Here is a 16266-nt window from a genome sequence, read left to right on the forward strand (position 1 = left end):
GTAGGAAAGGAGACAAACTTTATGACCGTATCTATGACAAATGGTACATTAAACTATTTAGCAAAGCTGCAGCAGGAGCACCCTGAAGTTCTATTAATGCAGGATCAGGACAAAACAGCAGCTTACTACGAAGGCAGTCAATCCTCTTTTTTTGCTGAAGGCCGTGATTTTGAAGTGGTTGAAGCCATAGGGGACGTCCAGCAGACAGGCTTTGTCGTCATGAATAATATTCCCGTATCCGATGAAGGGAGACCGGTATTTGAAGACCGCTTTAAGAAACGCGCAGGCAGCGTTGAGAGCATGGATGGTTTTCAGGCGATCCGTATCCTAAGACCTGTTAAAGGCAATACCTACGTCGTCTTTACGCAATGGCGTAATGAACAGAGCTTTGAAGATTGGAAAAACTCTCAAGCTTTTGAAAAGGCTCACGAAAACTCAGGCCCGAAGCACAAAGAGAAACCATCCTTTATTGACGGCAAGCCATACATTACAAAATACCATATGATACAGCCAGACTAAACATAGCAAAAAGTGAGCGGTCACAGCCGCTCACTTTTTTACTATTCAACATTATCTTCAAAAAAGCTTTCAAACTCTTCCATTGGCTGTCCGCCGACTATCCGGTCTTGTTCTTCTCCATTTTCATAGTGAACAAGGGTAGGAGTGGACTCAATACTGTATTTGTTCCATTCACTCTCAAATTCAAGCAGATTCATTTTCTTCATATCTACATCCATGTCTTCGGCAAGCGGCACAAGGTCAGGAGTAGTCTCCCGGCAATGCGGACATTCCGGGTCGTAGAAGTAAACCGTTACCGGATCGCCGGACTGGACTTCCTCCTCAAGTTCATCAGGAAGAATTTGATTTTCATAGTCAGGATCGTCGAGCTGATCAATCGTCGACTGCTCGAGATTATCTTTTTCATATGGATTATCTGCGGATTTCTGTGAGTTTTGGTAGTTTACGACAAAAGCCAGTACTACGACAAGAATGACCAGCACGGTAGCAAAAATAATCATATTCTTTTTCATTTAGGCGTTTCTCCTTTGTTCACGAATCGTCATCATATGGCAGATAAAAATAAAAATAAAAGCGGTTCCTGCAAGAAATGGAATGGTTACAAATCCGAACCAGTTAATATAAGCAGCGTTGCAGGGCACCGTTCCGCAGGCATCGCCGGCCTGCTGAAATGCAGGCACTTTTTGAATTAAGTAATGGTAGATCGAAATACATCCTCCAACTCCACTCAAAATTAGTCCTGATAAAGCGGCTTCTGTATTTTTTTTTATTAATGAGACACCATAAATAACAACTAACGGATACATAAAGATCCGCTGGTACCAGCATAATTCGCATGGGGTATACCGCAGAACTTCAGAAAAAAACAAACTCCCCAGTGTTGCAGCTAATGATACCGCCCAAGTAATGAATAATAGCGTTTCACTTCTTTTTTTCATTTATTAAATCCTTTCTTCCTCTCTCCCACTGTTATTATACTAGGTATCGTTTTGAAATCAAAATGAGAAATATAAACTTCTTAATATTTACGTTTAAACGCGAAAGAACAGGGAATATTTGAAATGTGCCAAGATTTTTCAGAAAGGATGATCATGAAATGGACGAAAAAATGCAACAATTAATCGATGGACTCAATGAAGACTTAGCAAATGAATACGCGGCCACTATTATGTATACTTACAATGCAGCCGTTGTATCAGGATTATACCGTTCAGTGCTTAAGCCGTTTTTTGAGAGTGAAGTAGCCGATGAACAAGGACATGCTTTATACCTTGCTGAGAAAATCAGCATATTAGGAGGCACGCCTACGACAACGCCTGCTGAAGTAAAACAGCACACAGAAGTCAGGTCCATGCTCCGCGAAGCACGTGAAGCAGAACGTGCCACAATTGAACGTTATGAAGAACGCAAACAACAGGCTGATGAACTTAATCTAACAGAACTTTCTGTTAAACTAGATGATCTTATTTCAGATGAGACAGGACACATGGAAGAAATCGACCGTTTGCTGCAGGATTCCCGTCTGCATGAATAACAGCTATTACGAAAAGCCTGCCGGCCCAGCCGGCAGGCTTTTCGTATGAGGTCTTCTCTGCTTTAATTATTAAAAATAGTCTGATATATTTAGTACAACTCAAAGAGATAAGGAGAGGTCCAACTATGTGGGAGAATATATTCCAAGCGATAGATGAACAATACGAATCGATGGTCCACACCCGTCGGTACTTACATCAGCATCCTGAATTATCATTTGAAGAAACGGAAACAGCAGCTTTCATTCAGCAGACCTATGACCGTTTAGGTATTCCTTACACAAAAAATGTAGGAGGAAATGGAGTTATTGCCATACTCAAAGGAGGACTTCCCGGTAAAAAAGTCGCCCTGCGTGCAGATTTTGACGCTCTTCCTATTCAAGAGGAAAATGAAGTGGACTATAAATCAAAAGTGAATGGTGTCATGCATGCCTGCGGGCACGACGGTCACACAGCCGCACTGTTAGGGTTAGCCGAAGCCCTGCTGCCATTTCAAGATGAACTGCCAGGTACACTCGTATTTGTCCACCAGCATGCGGAAGAATACGCACCGGGAGGCGCCAAGCCAATAATCGAAACAGGTATTTTAGACGACGTCGATGCGGTATTTGGAACCCACCTGTGGGTAGACACGCCGACTGGTATTATACAAACCACAAAAGGTCCTTTTATGGCAGGATCAGATCGCTTCCAAATTACCATTAAAGGAAAAGGCGGTCATGGCGCCATACCTCACCAGACTAAAGACGCGATTGTCATTGCTTCACAGCTCGTTACGTCCTTCCAGCAAATTGTTGCACGTCGCATTAACCCTTTAGATACGGCGGTACTTACCATTGGGACCTTTGAATCCGGCAACGGGTTTAATGTGATTGCCGATTCAGCCAAATTAACAGGCACGGTCCGTACGTTTAACCGCGAAGTGCAGGAACGAATGATTGAAGAAATGGAAAAAATAATTAAAGGAACTTGTACAGGGCACGGAGCTGATTACGATTTTGACTATCTTAAAGGCTATACTCCAGTGATTAACCACGAAAAAGAAGCATCTTTAATATTACAAGATGCTTCTAAAGCAGATGCCTCACTTAAGACAGAAGAAGTAGCTCCCGTCATGGCCGGAGAAGATTTCGCCTATTATTTAGAAAATAAACCTGGAGCTTTCTATTTTACCGGCGCACAAATTCCGGGGCATCATTACCCTCATCATCATCCCAAATTTGACTTTGATGAGAAAGCACTCCCTCATGCCGCTAAAACCTTAATCCAGGCGTATCGATCTTATCAAGAACAATCTTAACTCAGCAGACGGAGACGATGAACATTCTTCGTCGTCTCCCCCAGCTGTTCTAAAAACTTCCCATTAGCCACAAACCCTACAATTGCCCCAAACCCAGGTACGAGCTGAAGCATTTTCACAAGGTCAATAGTATCTCGATATTCGATCTGCAGTGTTTTCCAGTCCACCTGTTTCCTATCCTCACTTACCTGTTCCCAATTTAAAAGCAAATCTCTTACCTTTAACCTCTCCTCATCACTTGAGAAAGCCAGCATAAATATGTGGAGTAAAAAGACTCTTTCTTCATACCGATGAACGTCGAGTCCATAATATTGGGCCGCATCGAATAGAAACTTCATTTTAATACTTAACAGCAGAGGAAAGTCAACGGCTCCAAGCCAGAATCCTCCCGCCCCAGTGCCTGCTCCTTCCCATGAAGCTGTAGTTTTGTATTGTTTGAGCCGATCCATTACCAGCATTTCCCGCTGCTCAAACGACCATTCTTCTTTCTCTTCTATCGGTCTTATATATTGTGAGGTGGTGAGAGAAAGTTCAATCATTCTCTTTATGCTTTCAGTTACTATCCGATGTACACGATCCGGAATTTTTTTATTTATTGTCGACTGAAACCCTTTAGAGGTCCTTTGAATAACCCCGGATCGTTTCTCCAGTGAGCGGCTCCATCGTAAGGCTTCTTTGTATTTCTTTTCTTCATACGTATTCATCTTGTTTGATTCCTCCTAAACAAGCGTCCTCCTCTGCCTACACGAGGCGCGGCTTCACATAGCTTTGAATAAATATATACGTAAACAACGTTCCTCCAACGGCCACTATGACGACTCCAAGCAAATGCCATTGCACAAGGAATAATAACGTGAATAATACCGTCTGAAACAACATCAGCTGTTTTAAGAACAATGCCATCGCCTGCTGCTTCCATTCCTTCTTCACGGGATATAAGTCAAGCCACACTATGACCCGGTGGTGATTCCATAAAGTCATCATTTGAAAGGCGCTTAAATAGAGGAAAAGGATAGCAAACGCAACCTTCACCCAAATACTGGGTACAAACCAAACCGCAAGTCCGCCGATTACTATCAATCGAAAATACATTCCTAAGTAATCACTGCTGCGGATAAATGTGATTCGGTATAAGTAAGTGAACGTTTCCTCCTGCCGATAACTTACTGAAGCCGTTAACAACCGAACAAGAGCATGTCTCTTTTTCACTGTATTCTTCAAGTGTGGAACATCGGTAAACATATTCGCTATCCGATAAAAGGTACGCATTCTGGCTTGATCTTTAACGACGAGCAAATCAAATACCAGTCCGGCCTTTTGCTTGGATAATCGATAGATATAGCCGGTTAATCCCAATAGAATAAGGAAAAGGACCACTGTAAATAACAGGTGGTTTTGAGCCAGCAGAAAGAATAGAGCAATACTTAAAGCCGCCCTTACGACCTGGTCGGTTGACCTGATGTTTACGTTACGTTCCTTAAGCATCCACCAATTTGCCAGCATATTAACAAATTTCACAACCAGCAGTGCCAAAATCATTAAAAGGTAATGACTTGTACCCAGTGCAGGGTAGGACTCAAAATATAACGGGCCAAGAGCCGCTGCCACTAAGAAAATTAAATAAAGCTGGATAACAAAGCTGTAGCCGAGACACCTTCTAAAATAATCCTTCAACTGGTGCTCGGCTGGCAGAAGAAAGACTAAATCCGGTTCTTTTAGCAATGTTCTCACTGGACTGTAGCTCGCTGTGAGTCCAAACACAATTCCAATCACCCATGCGGTAGGAAAGCCTTCAGGCAGCTCCATCAGCCATCTTTGATAATAGTATGCCAGGGCAGATATAAAGAAGAACATAGCAATCGCGATGTGCCCGTTGAATATATATTTTAAATAGCGGCTTGTTTCCTTAATATGCGCTTGAAAACGCTCAGTCCAAAGTTCCTTTGCATTAATCATCGGCTTCTTCCTTCGTCAGCTGAATGTAAATGTCATCAAGTGAAGCACGCGGACTGCCAAATGACGTCCTTAATTCCTCCAATGTCCCATATGCCCGAATTTCCCCATCGTGCAGGATAACAAAACGGTCACAGTATTTCTCAGCCGTAGCCAGTATATGAGTGGACATCAGAATTCCAGCTCCTTTTTCCTTCATTTCATCCATAAGCTCCAAATAGGATTGAATCCCTAAAGGATCTAAACCTACGAAAGGCTCGTCCACAATGTAGAGTTCAGGTTCAATTAAAAAAGCGCACATAATCATTACCTTCTGTCTCATCCCTTTAGAGAAATGGACAGGGAACCAATTCAGCTTCTTGGATAAACGGAATTCTTTTAACAGCGGGTCGAGCCTTTTCTTGAATATGTCTTCTGGTATATTGTAAGCCATTGCTGTTAAGTGAAGATGCTCATATAAAGTCAGTTCGTCATATAAAATAGGTACTTCCGGAATGTATCCAAGCTGCTGCCGGTAGCCTTCCGGATTCTCATCAAAGGTCGTTCCATTAATAGCAACCTTGCCTTTTTTGGCCTGCATCATTCCGATTACATGTTTAATTGTAGTACTTTTCCCTGCCCCGTTAAGTCCAATTAACCCAACGATTTCATTTGGGAAAACATCAAAAGATATTCCGTGCAGCACATTCTTATGAGTGTATCCTCCATGTAGATCCTCTATATGTAATAATGAGTTCAAATTGATCCCTCTTTCCAGCGTACTTCATTCTTATCAAATTTTATCATATTCTATTTGGTGTTACACTTATCTGCCATATAAGGTTCTTTATCGAGAAATCCTCACGTTTTATGATACAATTATACAAAAGATGATGTAAGGAGTGGTGATAAAATGACTCATGACAGCAGCTGTATCTTTTGTAAGATTATTAATGGAGATATCCCGTCTGCAAAAGTGTATGAAGACGAGGCTGTGTACGCTTTTCTTGATATCAGCCAGGTTACGAAGGGACATACCCTTTTGATTCCAAAGACGCATACACAGGATATTTATTCGACGGATGAACAAACCGCTGAAAAGTTATTCGCACGAGTGCCAAAAGTAGCTAATGCTATTAAAAACGCTTTTGAGCCAATTGGTTTAAACCTTCTTAATAATAACGAAGCCCCTGCCGGGCAGTCTGTGTATCACTTACATATCCATTTAATCCCCCGTTACGGAGAAAACGATGGGTTTGAACCGAACTGGATTGTTCATACCGATGATTATTCAAATGATGATTTACAAGCGATGGCTAAACAAATTAACGAAAGAATTAGTTAGCATCCGTCTTGTTTTATAAAAAGGTTTTGCTATAATATAGGCATCTGCAACCGGCCGGAGAGGTACGGTTGAGATGAAGAATAGTTGATAATAGCAGAGAAGAGGAGAGATTTACAATTGAACACTCGTGTACAATTGCTATGATGGTTATCTACCCTGCAGCTCGAACTTTAATGGATAGAACCTCGTTTAATTCATCCTTACGTGTTTAAAATAAATAGGGGCTCTTTTTATCCACCCCCGGCAGGACGCTGCATCAATTTGCAGCATCCTGCACCTTAATCTTTCAACAATTAGGTTTTAAACGTACATATTTAGAGAAAATAGTAAATAGTAACAGTTTCTGAAAGGAGTTTTTCACATGGCAAATGCGAAATCTTTAGTATTAGGTATTATTGCTGGCGGTGCTGCAGGTGCAGTTTACACTCTATTGAATACCCCTTCCTCCGGCCGGGACTTCCGCGAAAATGCGAAATTAAAAAGTGAAAATTTAAAAACAACGATCTTAAGCCTTAAAGAAGAAGGGCTGCAGCTGAAGGATCAAATTGCTCAAACCTCAAAAGAAGGCGCTGAACTTATTAAAGAACTATCTGAGGACGTCAAAAGTTCAGTAGAAAGCTGGAAGAGAACCGTGGAGCCCCATCAGAAAAACATTCAGAAATATTTAGAACAAATTGAAGAGAGTTTAAAAGAACTGGAAGAAAAAGCAAAAGCTGAGCAAAATACTGACCCGGCTGCTGACACTGACAGTCATCCCAGTCATTAATACTTAAGAACAGTTCAGAATGAGATTTTCCGTTCCTATTAATTAAAAGAGACTCTTGGAACCATTGATCACCGAAGGCGAAAGCCTGAGGAGGCATACCGTAACGCCCAAGGAAAGGGAGTCGTTTACTTATACCCTTTCCTCATGATCTTGCAACGAATGTTTACACTTTCAAGATAAAAAACGATGGCTGCTCAACAAGCTGAAAAACGCGCACCGATTAAAATATCGGTGCGCGTTTATTGTTTATTAATTTTAGTTGTCAGCTTCTAGATCTTCTATAGACTCAACATCCATGTAATCCGGGACAACTAGTCCTACCTTGGCTCCTTCAAGGTTAACACCCAGGTCTTCCAGATTATCCTGGTGCTGCTCGAATTGGTCACCATGAGTAGCCGGAAGCCATGCTGCCACCATTCCATCCGCCTCTCCTGAAGCAACAGCCTCCCACATTGGGCCATTGTCTAATTGAGTAACAGAGACATCAAAACCCTGCTTGTCCATTACTTCAGCTACTACATGTGTAGAAGCAATTTCAGAATCCCAGTTAACGTACACAAGCTCAACTTCAGTACCGTCTGCTTCCTCCGTACCATCTGTCCACTCAGCTACTTTGTCTTCATTATCTTCCACCCAGTTCTGTGCTGCTTCTTCCGGGTCTGCACCCTCATTTACTTCCAGCATTACAGCTTCCATGTCTTCAGCTTCCCAATTAAACTGATCTAAGATTTGATAAGCATCAGGGTTGTCATCTTCCAGTCCTTCGCGGGCCATAGTTCTTATTTCTTCTGCTTCCCCAAAGCTGCCCTCAGGATCCTCCAGATATTTAAGATCGTATTTTTCAAACTTCCAGTGCGGAGTCCAGCCTGTTACAACAATCGGTTCTTCATTTTCAATGGCATCTCCAAGCTCTGTAGCCATGGCACCTGATGAAGAAGTAGAAACATCCCATCCTTCAAGGTTTTCATAATCTTCTTCAACCGCTTGTTCTGCACCAGCTACAACACCAGCACCTGCTTCAATTCCTGTAATCGTGTAATCCACTTCCTCACTTACACTTGAGGACCCTTCTGCGTCTCCACTTCCCTCTGACCCACAGCCAGCCACTGCAATGGATAATGACAGCCCTGTGGCAATGCTTAAACGTTTCCAATTCTCTCTCTTCATGTAAACCTCTCCCCTTCTAATAAATATATATAGTAAAAGAGCCTCGCTTCAGACCCTTAACTATTAAGCTTGATCCCCTCGTTGCGTGTTTAAGTTTTGAGCAAAGCGGTCAATAATAATCGCTAAAATTACAATTCCGAGTCCTGCGACAAAACCGGTCCCTACGTCAGCACGCTGCAAACCTGTAATAACAGTCTGCCCTAAACCTTCTGCACCGATCATAGAAGCAATAACGACCATCGACAAAGAAAGCATGACCGTCTGGTTGATTCCAGCCATAATTGTTTTCTTAGCCATCGGCAGCTGAACTTTAAACAGCTTCTGCGCACCAGTGGTTCCAAAGGCATCAGCAGCCTCAATTAATTCATGGGACACCTGCCTGATTCCAAGGTTAGTAAACCTAACCGTCGGAGGTGTAGCGAATATAACGGACGCAAACACACCAGGCACCATCCCGATACTAAAGAATGCTACAGCAGGAATTAAATAAACAAATGCCGGCATAGTCTGCATAAAATCAAGCACTGGAGTTAAAATTTGCTGTACGGTTTTGCTTTTAGCCATCCATATACCAAAAGGTACTCCGATAATGACGGAAATCAAACTAGCAAATATAACGAGAGTAAATGTATTCATCAGTTCTTCCCACAGTTCCTGGTTTTGAATGTACCATAAGCCAAAAATAACAAAGAGAGGAAGTCCAATCCGTTTCTTTGAAGCAAAGAATGCTAATACAGCAACCACGGCGATAAAAATCCATATCGGAATTGACATTAGTACAGATTCTGCGAAAAATTCAATAAAGTCACCAAAATCATCTTTAAGAAAATCAAACAACCCGCTGAACGTATCTTTGATCCAATCAGTTGCATCAGACACCCATTCTGCAACGGGAAGCTTAGGAATTTGTTCCATTTAAATTCACCTCATTTCCGGCTAAGGCTGCTATGACAGCCCCACGCACTATAATGCCAACTAATTTCTCATCTTCTACTACAGCCACAGGAACAGGTGTATCATGAATAATGGAAAAGATATCATTCATCGAAGTGTCTTTTTGCACTTTAGGAACATCAGTCCGCAAAATGGATTTCAAATCCTTCATTTCCTGTTTCGCTGCTTCGGATACGTCATCTGCTGTTACATAACCATATAGCTTTCGTTTCGCGTCTGTAACATAAATGCTGGATAGTCCCTCTTTTCTCATGCGCTCCAAAGCCGTACGCGGCCCGTGTTTTTCTATATCTACTGTTTCTGGCCTCTTCATTATATTTTCAGCATTCAATACTTTAGCACGGTCCACATCTTCAACGAACTTCTCGACATAATCGTTGGCAGGGTTAACTAGAATTTCTTCAGGAGTTCCGATTTGGACAATCCGGCCGTCTTTCATAAGGGCAATACGATCACCGATACGTAAGGCCTCATCAAGATCATGCGTAATAAAGAGGATCGTTTTTCTCATGGCTTCCTGTAATTCAAGTAGTTCATCCTGCATCTCTTTACGAATAAGCGGGTCCAGTGCAGAGAACGCTTCATCCATAAGAAGAACTTCTGGATCGTTAGCCAAAGCACGAGCCAGCCCTACACGCTGCTGCATACCGCCTGAAAGCTGCCCGGGGAATTGATGGATATATCCTCCCAACCCGACCATTTCAAGAGATTCTTCTGCTTTTCGTTTTCTTTCTTCCTTATTTAAGCCCTGAACCTCTAAACCAAATTCTGCATTCTCAAGGACCGTCCGGTGCGGGAATAAACCGAATCGCTGGAAAACCATACTAAGCTTTTCACGTCTTACACTGCGTAAGCTTCTTTTGTCCATTTTGGCCAAGTCTTTTCCGTCGATTAGGATGCTTCCTTCTGTCGGATCTATCAACCTGTTGATTAAACGGACGAGCGTAGACTTACCACTTCCTGATAAACCCATGATGACGAAGATTTCTCCTTCTTCTACATTAAATGAAGCACGGCTGACCCCTACAGTATTACCAGACTTCTTTAATATTTCATCTTTTGACAAACCTTCATCTAAATACTTGGTAGCCTTTCTTGCATTCTTTCCAAAGATTTTAGATAGATTATTAACTTCTATAATTGGCACTACTTTCACCTCTTCTTCTTTTCGTTGCCTGCATGTTCTTCAATCTATTACACGCCTTATACACTGTAACCCAATTGTAATATAAAGTTCAAACCATATTTTCTATTAATTTAGTTAAAAAATATTGTACAGTTTAAACTGTACGCAATGCACGACCGCTTTTATGTAGTTTTGCTCTTAATTTCTCCATATTTCGACTAGATATCCCATTTTTCTAATTTCCGACATTATAGTAAGGTTCATTTAGCTAGAAACGAGAAAGGAGGATCCTATGGAAAGTTATCCAAACCATCCCCTGGAGTATGTACATACAACGATCATTCATGAATTTTCAAAAACGCTTGAACTTTTTGGGTTTACGCCGGCAGATTCTCGACTTTTCTCCAGCCTTTACCTCCATGGAAAACCGATGACCTTAGATGAATTGAGCGATTCTCTGGGTAAGAGCAAAACATCCATAAGTACTGGTGTCCGCAGTCTTACAGACCAGGGTCTTGTCGAAAGAGTATGGAAGAAAGGTATTCGTAAGGATCATTATCAAGCAAATGAACAGCTATTTAATAAATTTATGCAAGCCTTTATAAAGCGATGGATTGACAGTTCTACCGCTCAGGCTCAAGCATTAAAGGAAATTAAACGAAGTCACATCTCACCCAGTGACGATATGCTATGCGATCGTCTGAACAGAATAATTGAATTTCACAATCAAATCACGGATTCTTTTGAAAAAATTTCAAATGGCCGTTAATTTGACTTCCTCCCTGCCCTTAACCTTTTCTGATAATTAGAAATATTTTTCAAAAATAGTATAGCGGCACATTATACCTTGAAAAAAAATTATTATCTACTAGAATGAAGAGTAAGTAATAGTTTTCGAGGACTCGATCATTTCTGCTTTGAGGGAATTCGCAACGCTTTAAGAATGAACTTAAAACCTAGAAAAGGTGAGATGTATGAACGATAAAATTTCCAAGCAGGATGCGATTTTTTATAGTCATAAAATGGCACAATTATCCAAAGCGTTATGGAAGGCTATTGAGAAGGATTGGCAGGACTGGATTAAGCCTTTTAAGTTAAATATAAATGAGCATCATATCTTATGGATTGCTTATCATTTAAAAGGAGCCAGCATATCTGAAATCTCAAAATATGGTGTGATGCATGTTTCTACAGCTTTTAACTTCTCGAAGAAATTAGAAGAACGAGGGCTGCTGCAGTTTTCAAAACGCGAAAATGACAAAAGGAACACGTATATTAAATTGACGGAAAAAGGTACAGATTTATTAGAAGATACACTGAAAGATTACGAGCCTAACAATAATTCTGTATTACGCGGTGTTCTCCCGATGACGGAAATGTACGGAAAACTGCCGGAATTTCTTGATTTATCTGCACTTATTAAAGAGATATATGGCGATGAGTACATGGAGATTCTTGAGCGATCCCTCGAAAACATTGAAGATGAAAACAATGTGCTGGACGATACCAAGTCATTAGAAATCTATAAGACTACAACAAGTCAATCCTCTTAAAATGACTCCCCTTCGTATATGAAGGGGAGTTTTTCTATACAATCAATTAATTGACCTGTCTGTCCACGCAACAGCCCATCCTTTCCAAGATACAGCCTGTAAAGGTATTCAGTAACATTTTTCGACAACCCACATCATTCTTTATTATTAAATAAACGTTGATTTCATGCGGGTTTTCTGTTCTTAAAAAAACTAATATTTTTTTTACGATAAACCTATTGCTTTTTCCCACAAAACATACTATTATTCATCTAGTGTTCAAAGTAAGCACCACTCATTAACACACTCGAAATCATACTAATTTTCATAGAAATATATACAGCAAAGGGGGATTCTAAGATGAATTGCTGGAAATCAGTAAACATCAATAAGGAATTCGGACTTAACCGCGTTTATTTATTGTCATTCTTAACAGGATTGATGTCCTTTTTAGTTTTATATCTGCCATTTTCCATAATGCATGGAACAGAGGATGTTAAGGATCATGGTTTTCTGCCGTTAGTGATCATCTTATTATTCCTGCCTTCCATCCATCGGTTAATGCATATACTGCCATTACTGTTAGCCTATAAAAAAGTAAGAGTGAATTTCGCATTTGCGAATAGAATGACGCCGACTTTTGCCTATCAATGCAAGTCGAAGCTTTCCAAAAGCATGTCTATTCTGATGGCACTGTCGCCTACATTCTTTATTACAGCTCCAGCAATTGTGATGAGCTTTGCATTACCTGGATACTTTGCCTATCTCGTCATACTGGCCGCTGTAAATATTGGATTATCGTTTAGTGATTATTTATATTTAAATCAGTTTATAAGAGCACCTCGTCAATGTATTATTGAAAATGCTAAAGATGGTTATGATATTCTCGTCCGTAATCCAGAAATCTAACAAACACAGTGCTCCCTTATAGCGGGTACTGTGTTTTATTTTGAGGTTTTCTTCTGTTCAACAGCGGGAATCTTTGGTAGAGTGGTTTCATAGGGAATAAAGGAGGTTTTTACAATCATTGCAATATTATTTGTTATCTACGGACTTATCGTACTTTTTATATTCAATTCTCTTACACATTCCTTATGTTTAAAAACAAAGATGTCTACTGAAAAACAATTAAAAGTCTTCCGAACGATTAATATTCTTATAACGATCCTGCTGATCACATCCTACGTAGATGTTGTCAACCATATGTAAACAACAGGCTGCACCTTCGGGTACAGCCTGTTTTTCTTTATTATCTTATAGCCAAGCCGCACCTACGATGATGAGTAGAATAAACAATACTACGATTAGCGCAAAGCCTCCACCATATCCGTAACCCATATCTTCACCCCCATGCTTAAGACATAACACATCATATGCCTTTTTCTTATTATTCGAATGGGCAGTCACCTACCCATTTTCCTATTTTTTTTATACGTATAGAACCAATGATACAAAATGTGGTATATTAGTTTATGGACTATGCGAGAAAGTTTCCTGGGCTTCAGCTTCAATGTTTTTTTAATGCTTAACAATTTGATCGATTTAACCCTGTGAAATTTGATCGTTTATTTCTTTGGCTCTGTTAAACACTGATTTTGATATTACCCCCAAAATATACAATTGTTTAGTTTTGCTTACACTTTTAACGTTCATCAACTGGACACCGAATCTAAAGAGCAAAGCTCAAGGAGAACCGGCGGCTGTCTGCGAAAACGGACCGTCAATCTCGAATTAAAGTTTTCAATTGGTTTAGTAGATGGATACGAAACGATAAGGTATTACCTTGTTTTCACCCTAATATCAACACCAGTATTAACACAGCCATATCATTAAAAACAACATACGCTTGAGGAGTGTACAATTAAAAATGAAAAAAACAATACTTACTGCATTACTTGCTTCCGGTTTAGTAGTTTTATCTGCTTGTTCAGAAGAAGGTGATGCTGAAGCAGTAGTTGAAACGAGTGGCGGAGATGTCACTAAAGAAGAATTCTATGAAGAGCTGAAGAAGAATTCCGGGGAAGAGGTCCTTCAGCAGCTTGTTTTAAATAAAATACTCGAAGATAACTATGATGTTTCCGATGAAGACGTCGATAAGGAACTTAACACTTTAAAAGATCAATATGGAGACCAGTTCGAGATGGTCCTTCAGCAGAGTGGTTTCTCAGATGAGGACGAGTTTAAAGAAACGATCCGCCTGAGTCTGCTTCAGGAACAGGCCGCTGCTGAAAATGTAGACATCTCTGAAGAAGAAATGGAAACTTACTATGAGCGTATGAAGACAGAAGTAGAAGCGAGTCATATACTTGTAGAAGATGAAGAAACTGCAGACGAGGTTAAAGAAAAACTGGATGAAGGTGGAGACTTCGCCGATCTTGCCAGCGAGTATTCGTCAGACCCATCTGCTGAAGAAGGCGGAGAGCTTGGCTTTTTTGGACCTGGCACCATGGATTCAAACTTCGAAGATGCTGTTTATAATCTTGAAGTCGATGAAATTAGTGATCCTGTAGAATCACAGTTCGGCTTTCACATTATTAAAGTCACAGATACGCGTGAAGTGGAAGATGTTGAATCTTATGAAGATTCCAAAGATGAAATCAAACGTACATTAGTTAGTCAAAATGTAGATCAACAGCAACTGCAGGAGCAAATGAATCAGCTGTTGGAAGAATCTGAAATTGATGTCAAAATTGAAGAATATGAAGATTTATTCGAACAGCCTGAAGCTCCTGTAGAAGACCCTGAAGAAGAAACAGAAGAAGGCGAAGAGGAAGCTGAAGAAGAGAGCGAAGATACAGAAGAATAACGACCAATGACAAAGAGCAAGGTAGTCCATCTACCTTGCTCTTTGTTTGATTTGAGAATGATCTCTCTGTTTATTTCTTTTTTCTTTCTCTTCTTCCATTCGTGTTAAATACACCCTGCCTTCTTTCTCAATAAATTGCTGTTCCACCTTTTGTTCCGCTTTCATTGCCCGGTATGCCATAAACCCACTGAGAAAAATAAATATAATACAAAAGAACACCCACACTGGAAGTCCTAGAATCATACCCTTACCTCCCTGTCCACTCTTTTTATAATAAGTTTATGAACCAGAACGACGGGATATGACGACCGGTTAAGAATCCTCAAAGGCAGGTTTGTAGAACGAGCGTTGGTCCATTGCATAGACTCGTTCTGTAAATTCACCAGGACCCACTTTTCTTAAGGCCCGGTTCAGCATATTCATTTGGGCATCGATCATATCGATGTGATGCAGCAGCGCCGCTTCTCTTACCAAAGGTGGCTTTGGACTTCCCCATTCCGCCTTTCCATGGTGACTTAAAACCATGTGTTGAAGAATGGTTACCTCTTCCCCTTCGATTTGCAAGTCATCTGCTGCACTTTTAATTTGTTCCACCATCATCGGAATATGCCCGATTAGTTTTCCTTCGAGTGTATACGAAGGTGAACCGGAGTTAGAGAGTTCTTTTACCTTCCCTAAGTCATGAAGGATAATTCCTGCATAAAGCAGATCAGCATTTATCTCTGGATATAAATTCTTTAACTGTTGTGCGATATTTAACATAGATACAATATGGTGGGCCAGCCCTGAAACATATTCATGGTGATTCCTTACAGCAGCCGGGTATGTGAGCAATTCTTCTTGATAGTTCTTAACAAAATGCCGAGTAATTCTCTGGATGTTCGGATTTTTCATTTCAAATATGATTTCCGTAATCTTATCCATTAAATCCTCTTTCTTTACAGGGGCCTTTTCTACAAAGTCCGAAGCCTGCACACCGTCGGCCGCCTGGACGGGCCTTATACTTTGAATCTTCAGTTGTGGCCGGTTCCTAAATTGCCCTACTTCACCTGTAACTTTAACAAGCTCTCCTTGTGAGAAGACCCCTTCGTCCTCTGGTGTGGCTTCCCAAAGCTTTGCATCAATCTCTCCAGTTGTGTCTTTAAGCATTAAGGATAGAAATGGTTTTCCATTACTTGCTACACCTTTAGAGGCTGTTTTTATTAAAAGGAAATGATCAAACGTTTCCCCGATTTGATAGTTTGAAATTCCTTTTTTCATCTGGCTCCCCCCTCGACTTTGTAAAAA

Annotated in this window: 21 protein-coding genes; 10 read left to right on the forward strand and 11 right to left on the reverse strand. The window is 40.6% G+C overall.

Going from position 1 to position 16266, the window contains the following annotated elements; all coding sequences use genetic code 11:
• Positions 1 to 21: 21 nt before the first annotated feature.
• Entirely contained in the window at positions 22 to 519 is a 498-nt protein-coding gene (locus tag LF822_RS07200) for an antibiotic biosynthesis monooxygenase family protein (RefSeq protein ID WP_253923301.1), read from the forward strand.
• Positions 520 to 560: 41 nt separating this feature from the next.
• On the opposite strand, the gene LF822_RS07205 is transcribed toward LF822_RS07200, so the two are convergent.
• Entirely contained in the window at positions 561 to 1031 is a 471-nt protein-coding gene (locus LF822_RS07205) for a thioredoxin family protein (protein WP_253923303.1), read from the reverse strand.
• Complete coding sequence (locus LF822_RS07210; RefSeq protein ID WP_253923304.1) at positions 1032 to 1457, reverse strand: disulfide oxidoreductase; 426 nt, start codon at positions 1455 to 1457, stop codon at positions 1032 to 1034.
• 158 nt (positions 1458 to 1615) lie between these two features.
• Here LF822_RS07210 and LF822_RS07215 point away from each other — a divergent pair, with 158 nt between their 5' ends.
• Together LF822_RS07215 and LF822_RS07220 are read left to right on the forward strand one after the other, a co-directional pair.
• Positions 1616 to 2053, forward strand: a complete 438-nt coding sequence (locus LF822_RS07215) for a ferritin-like domain-containing protein (protein ID WP_253923305.1) — start codon at positions 1616 to 1618, stop codon at positions 2051 to 2053.
• A gap of 125 nt (positions 2054 to 2178) precedes the next feature.
• On the forward strand, positions 2179 to 3351 hold the full coding sequence (locus LF822_RS07220; protein ID WP_253923307.1) for a M20 metallopeptidase family protein: 1173 nt from the start codon (positions 2179 to 2181) through the stop codon (positions 3349 to 3351).
• On the opposite strand, the gene LF822_RS07225 is transcribed toward LF822_RS07220, so the two are convergent.
• Genes LF822_RS07225 through LF822_RS07235 form a run of 3 tightly spaced genes read right to left on the reverse strand, consistent with a single transcriptional unit; the run spans position 3348 to position 6043 of the window.
• Positions 3348 to 4055: an EcsC family protein gene (locus LF822_RS07225; RefSeq protein ID WP_253923308.1), complete on the reverse strand. Its 708-nt coding sequence runs from the start codon at positions 4053 to 4055 to the stop codon at positions 3348 to 3350. The genes LF822_RS07220 and LF822_RS07225 overlap by 4 nt on opposite strands.
• Before the next feature lie 37 nt (positions 4056 to 4092).
• Positions 4093 to 5307: an ABC transporter permease gene (locus LF822_RS07230; protein ID WP_253923309.1), complete on the reverse strand. Its 1215-nt coding sequence runs from the start codon at positions 5305 to 5307 to the stop codon at positions 4093 to 4095.
• A complete protein-coding gene (locus tag LF822_RS07235) occupies positions 5300 to 6043 on the reverse strand; it encodes an ABC transporter ATP-binding protein (protein ID WP_253923310.1) in 744 nt (247 codons plus the stop codon). Before LF822_RS07235 ends, LF822_RS07230 begins: the two co-directional genes overlap by 8 nt.
• Positions 6044 to 6196: 153 nt before the next feature.
• On the opposite strand from LF822_RS07235, the gene LF822_RS07240 reads away from it, so the two are divergent.
• Together LF822_RS07240 and LF822_RS07245 are read left to right on the forward strand one after the other, a co-directional pair.
• Complete coding sequence (locus LF822_RS07240) at positions 6197 to 6628, forward strand: HIT family protein (RefSeq protein ID WP_253923311.1); 432 nt, start codon at positions 6197 to 6199, stop codon at positions 6626 to 6628.
• Positions 6629 to 6989: 361 nt separating this feature from the next.
• Positions 6990 to 7394, forward strand: a complete 405-nt coding sequence (locus LF822_RS07245; protein WP_253923312.1) for a YtxH domain-containing protein — start codon at positions 6990 to 6992, stop codon at positions 7392 to 7394.
• Between the two features lie 255 nt (positions 7395 to 7649).
• Here the strand turns inward: LF822_RS07245 and LF822_RS07250 are convergent, their stop codons facing one another.
• The 3 genes from LF822_RS07250 to LF822_RS07260 form a co-directional block, all read right to left on the reverse strand.
• The gene (locus LF822_RS07250) at positions 7650 to 8561 is read right to left on the reverse strand and encodes a glycine betaine ABC transporter substrate-binding protein (RefSeq protein ID WP_253923313.1); all 912 of its coding nucleotides are present in this window, start codon (positions 8559 to 8561) and stop codon (positions 7650 to 7652) included.
• Between the two features lie 63 nt (positions 8562 to 8624).
• Positions 8625 to 9476, reverse strand: a complete 852-nt coding sequence (locus tag LF822_RS07255) for an ABC transporter permease (RefSeq protein ID WP_253923314.1) — start codon at positions 9474 to 9476, stop codon at positions 8625 to 8627.
• Positions 9460 to 10662: a quaternary amine ABC transporter ATP-binding protein gene (locus tag LF822_RS07260; RefSeq protein ID WP_253923315.1), complete on the reverse strand. Its 1203-nt coding sequence runs from the start codon at positions 10660 to 10662 to the stop codon at positions 9460 to 9462. The genes LF822_RS07255 and LF822_RS07260 overlap by 17 nt, the downstream gene beginning before the upstream one ends.
• 271 nt (positions 10663 to 10933) lie before the next feature.
• Between LF822_RS07260 and LF822_RS07265 the strand changes: the two genes are divergently transcribed.
• From LF822_RS07265 to LF822_RS07280, 4 genes are all read left to right on the forward strand, one after another.
• Positions 10934 to 11410, forward strand: coding sequence for a GbsR/MarR family transcriptional regulator (locus tag LF822_RS07265; protein WP_253923316.1), 477 nt, complete (start codon positions 10934 to 10936; stop codon positions 11408 to 11410).
• A 205-nt stretch (positions 11411 to 11615) separates the two neighbouring features.
• Positions 11616 to 12194, forward strand: coding sequence for an HTH-type transcriptional regulator Hpr (locus tag LF822_RS07270; protein WP_253923317.1), 579 nt, complete (start codon positions 11616 to 11618; stop codon positions 12192 to 12194).
• 339 nt (positions 12195 to 12533) lie between these two features.
• Positions 12534 to 13082 (forward strand): DUF3267 domain-containing protein, encoded by a 549-nt coding sequence (locus LF822_RS07275; RefSeq protein WP_253923318.1) that lies wholly within the window; start codon positions 12534 to 12536, stop codon positions 13080 to 13082.
• A gap of 117 nt (positions 13083 to 13199) precedes the next feature.
• On the forward strand, positions 13200 to 13382 hold the full coding sequence (locus tag LF822_RS07280; RefSeq protein ID WP_253923493.1) for a hypothetical protein: 183 nt from the start codon (positions 13200 to 13202) through the stop codon (positions 13380 to 13382).
• Between the two features lie 45 nt (positions 13383 to 13427).
• Here the strand turns inward: LF822_RS07280 and LF822_RS07285 are convergent, their stop codons facing one another.
• On the reverse strand, positions 13428 to 13511 hold the full coding sequence (locus LF822_RS07285) for a YjcZ family sporulation protein (RefSeq protein WP_101844812.1): 84 nt from the start codon (positions 13509 to 13511) through the stop codon (positions 13428 to 13430).
• A gap of 529 nt (positions 13512 to 14040) precedes the next feature.
• On the opposite strand from LF822_RS07285, the gene LF822_RS07290 reads away from it, so the two are divergent.
• Complete coding sequence (locus LF822_RS07290) at positions 14041 to 14979, forward strand: peptidylprolyl isomerase (protein ID WP_253923319.1); 939 nt, start codon at positions 14041 to 14043, stop codon at positions 14977 to 14979.
• Between the two features lie 30 nt (positions 14980 to 15009).
• On the opposite strand, the gene LF822_RS07295 is transcribed toward LF822_RS07290, so the two are convergent.
• Entirely contained in the window at positions 15010 to 15222 is a 213-nt protein-coding gene (locus tag LF822_RS07295) for a sporulation YhaL family protein (protein WP_256521641.1), read from the reverse strand.
• Positions 15223 to 15291: 69 nt separating this feature from the next.
• Positions 15292 to 16239, reverse strand: coding sequence for a 3'-5' exoribonuclease YhaM (yhaM, locus tag LF822_RS07300; protein ID WP_253923320.1), 948 nt, complete (start codon positions 16237 to 16239; stop codon positions 15292 to 15294).
• Positions 16240 to 16266 lie beyond the last annotated feature (27 nt).

Origin of the sequence: Halobacillus sp. A5, from assembly GCF_024189315.1 — a bacterium.
In the GTDB taxonomy this organism is placed as follows: domain Bacteria; phylum Bacillota; class Bacilli; order Bacillales; family Halobacillaceae; genus Halobacillus_A.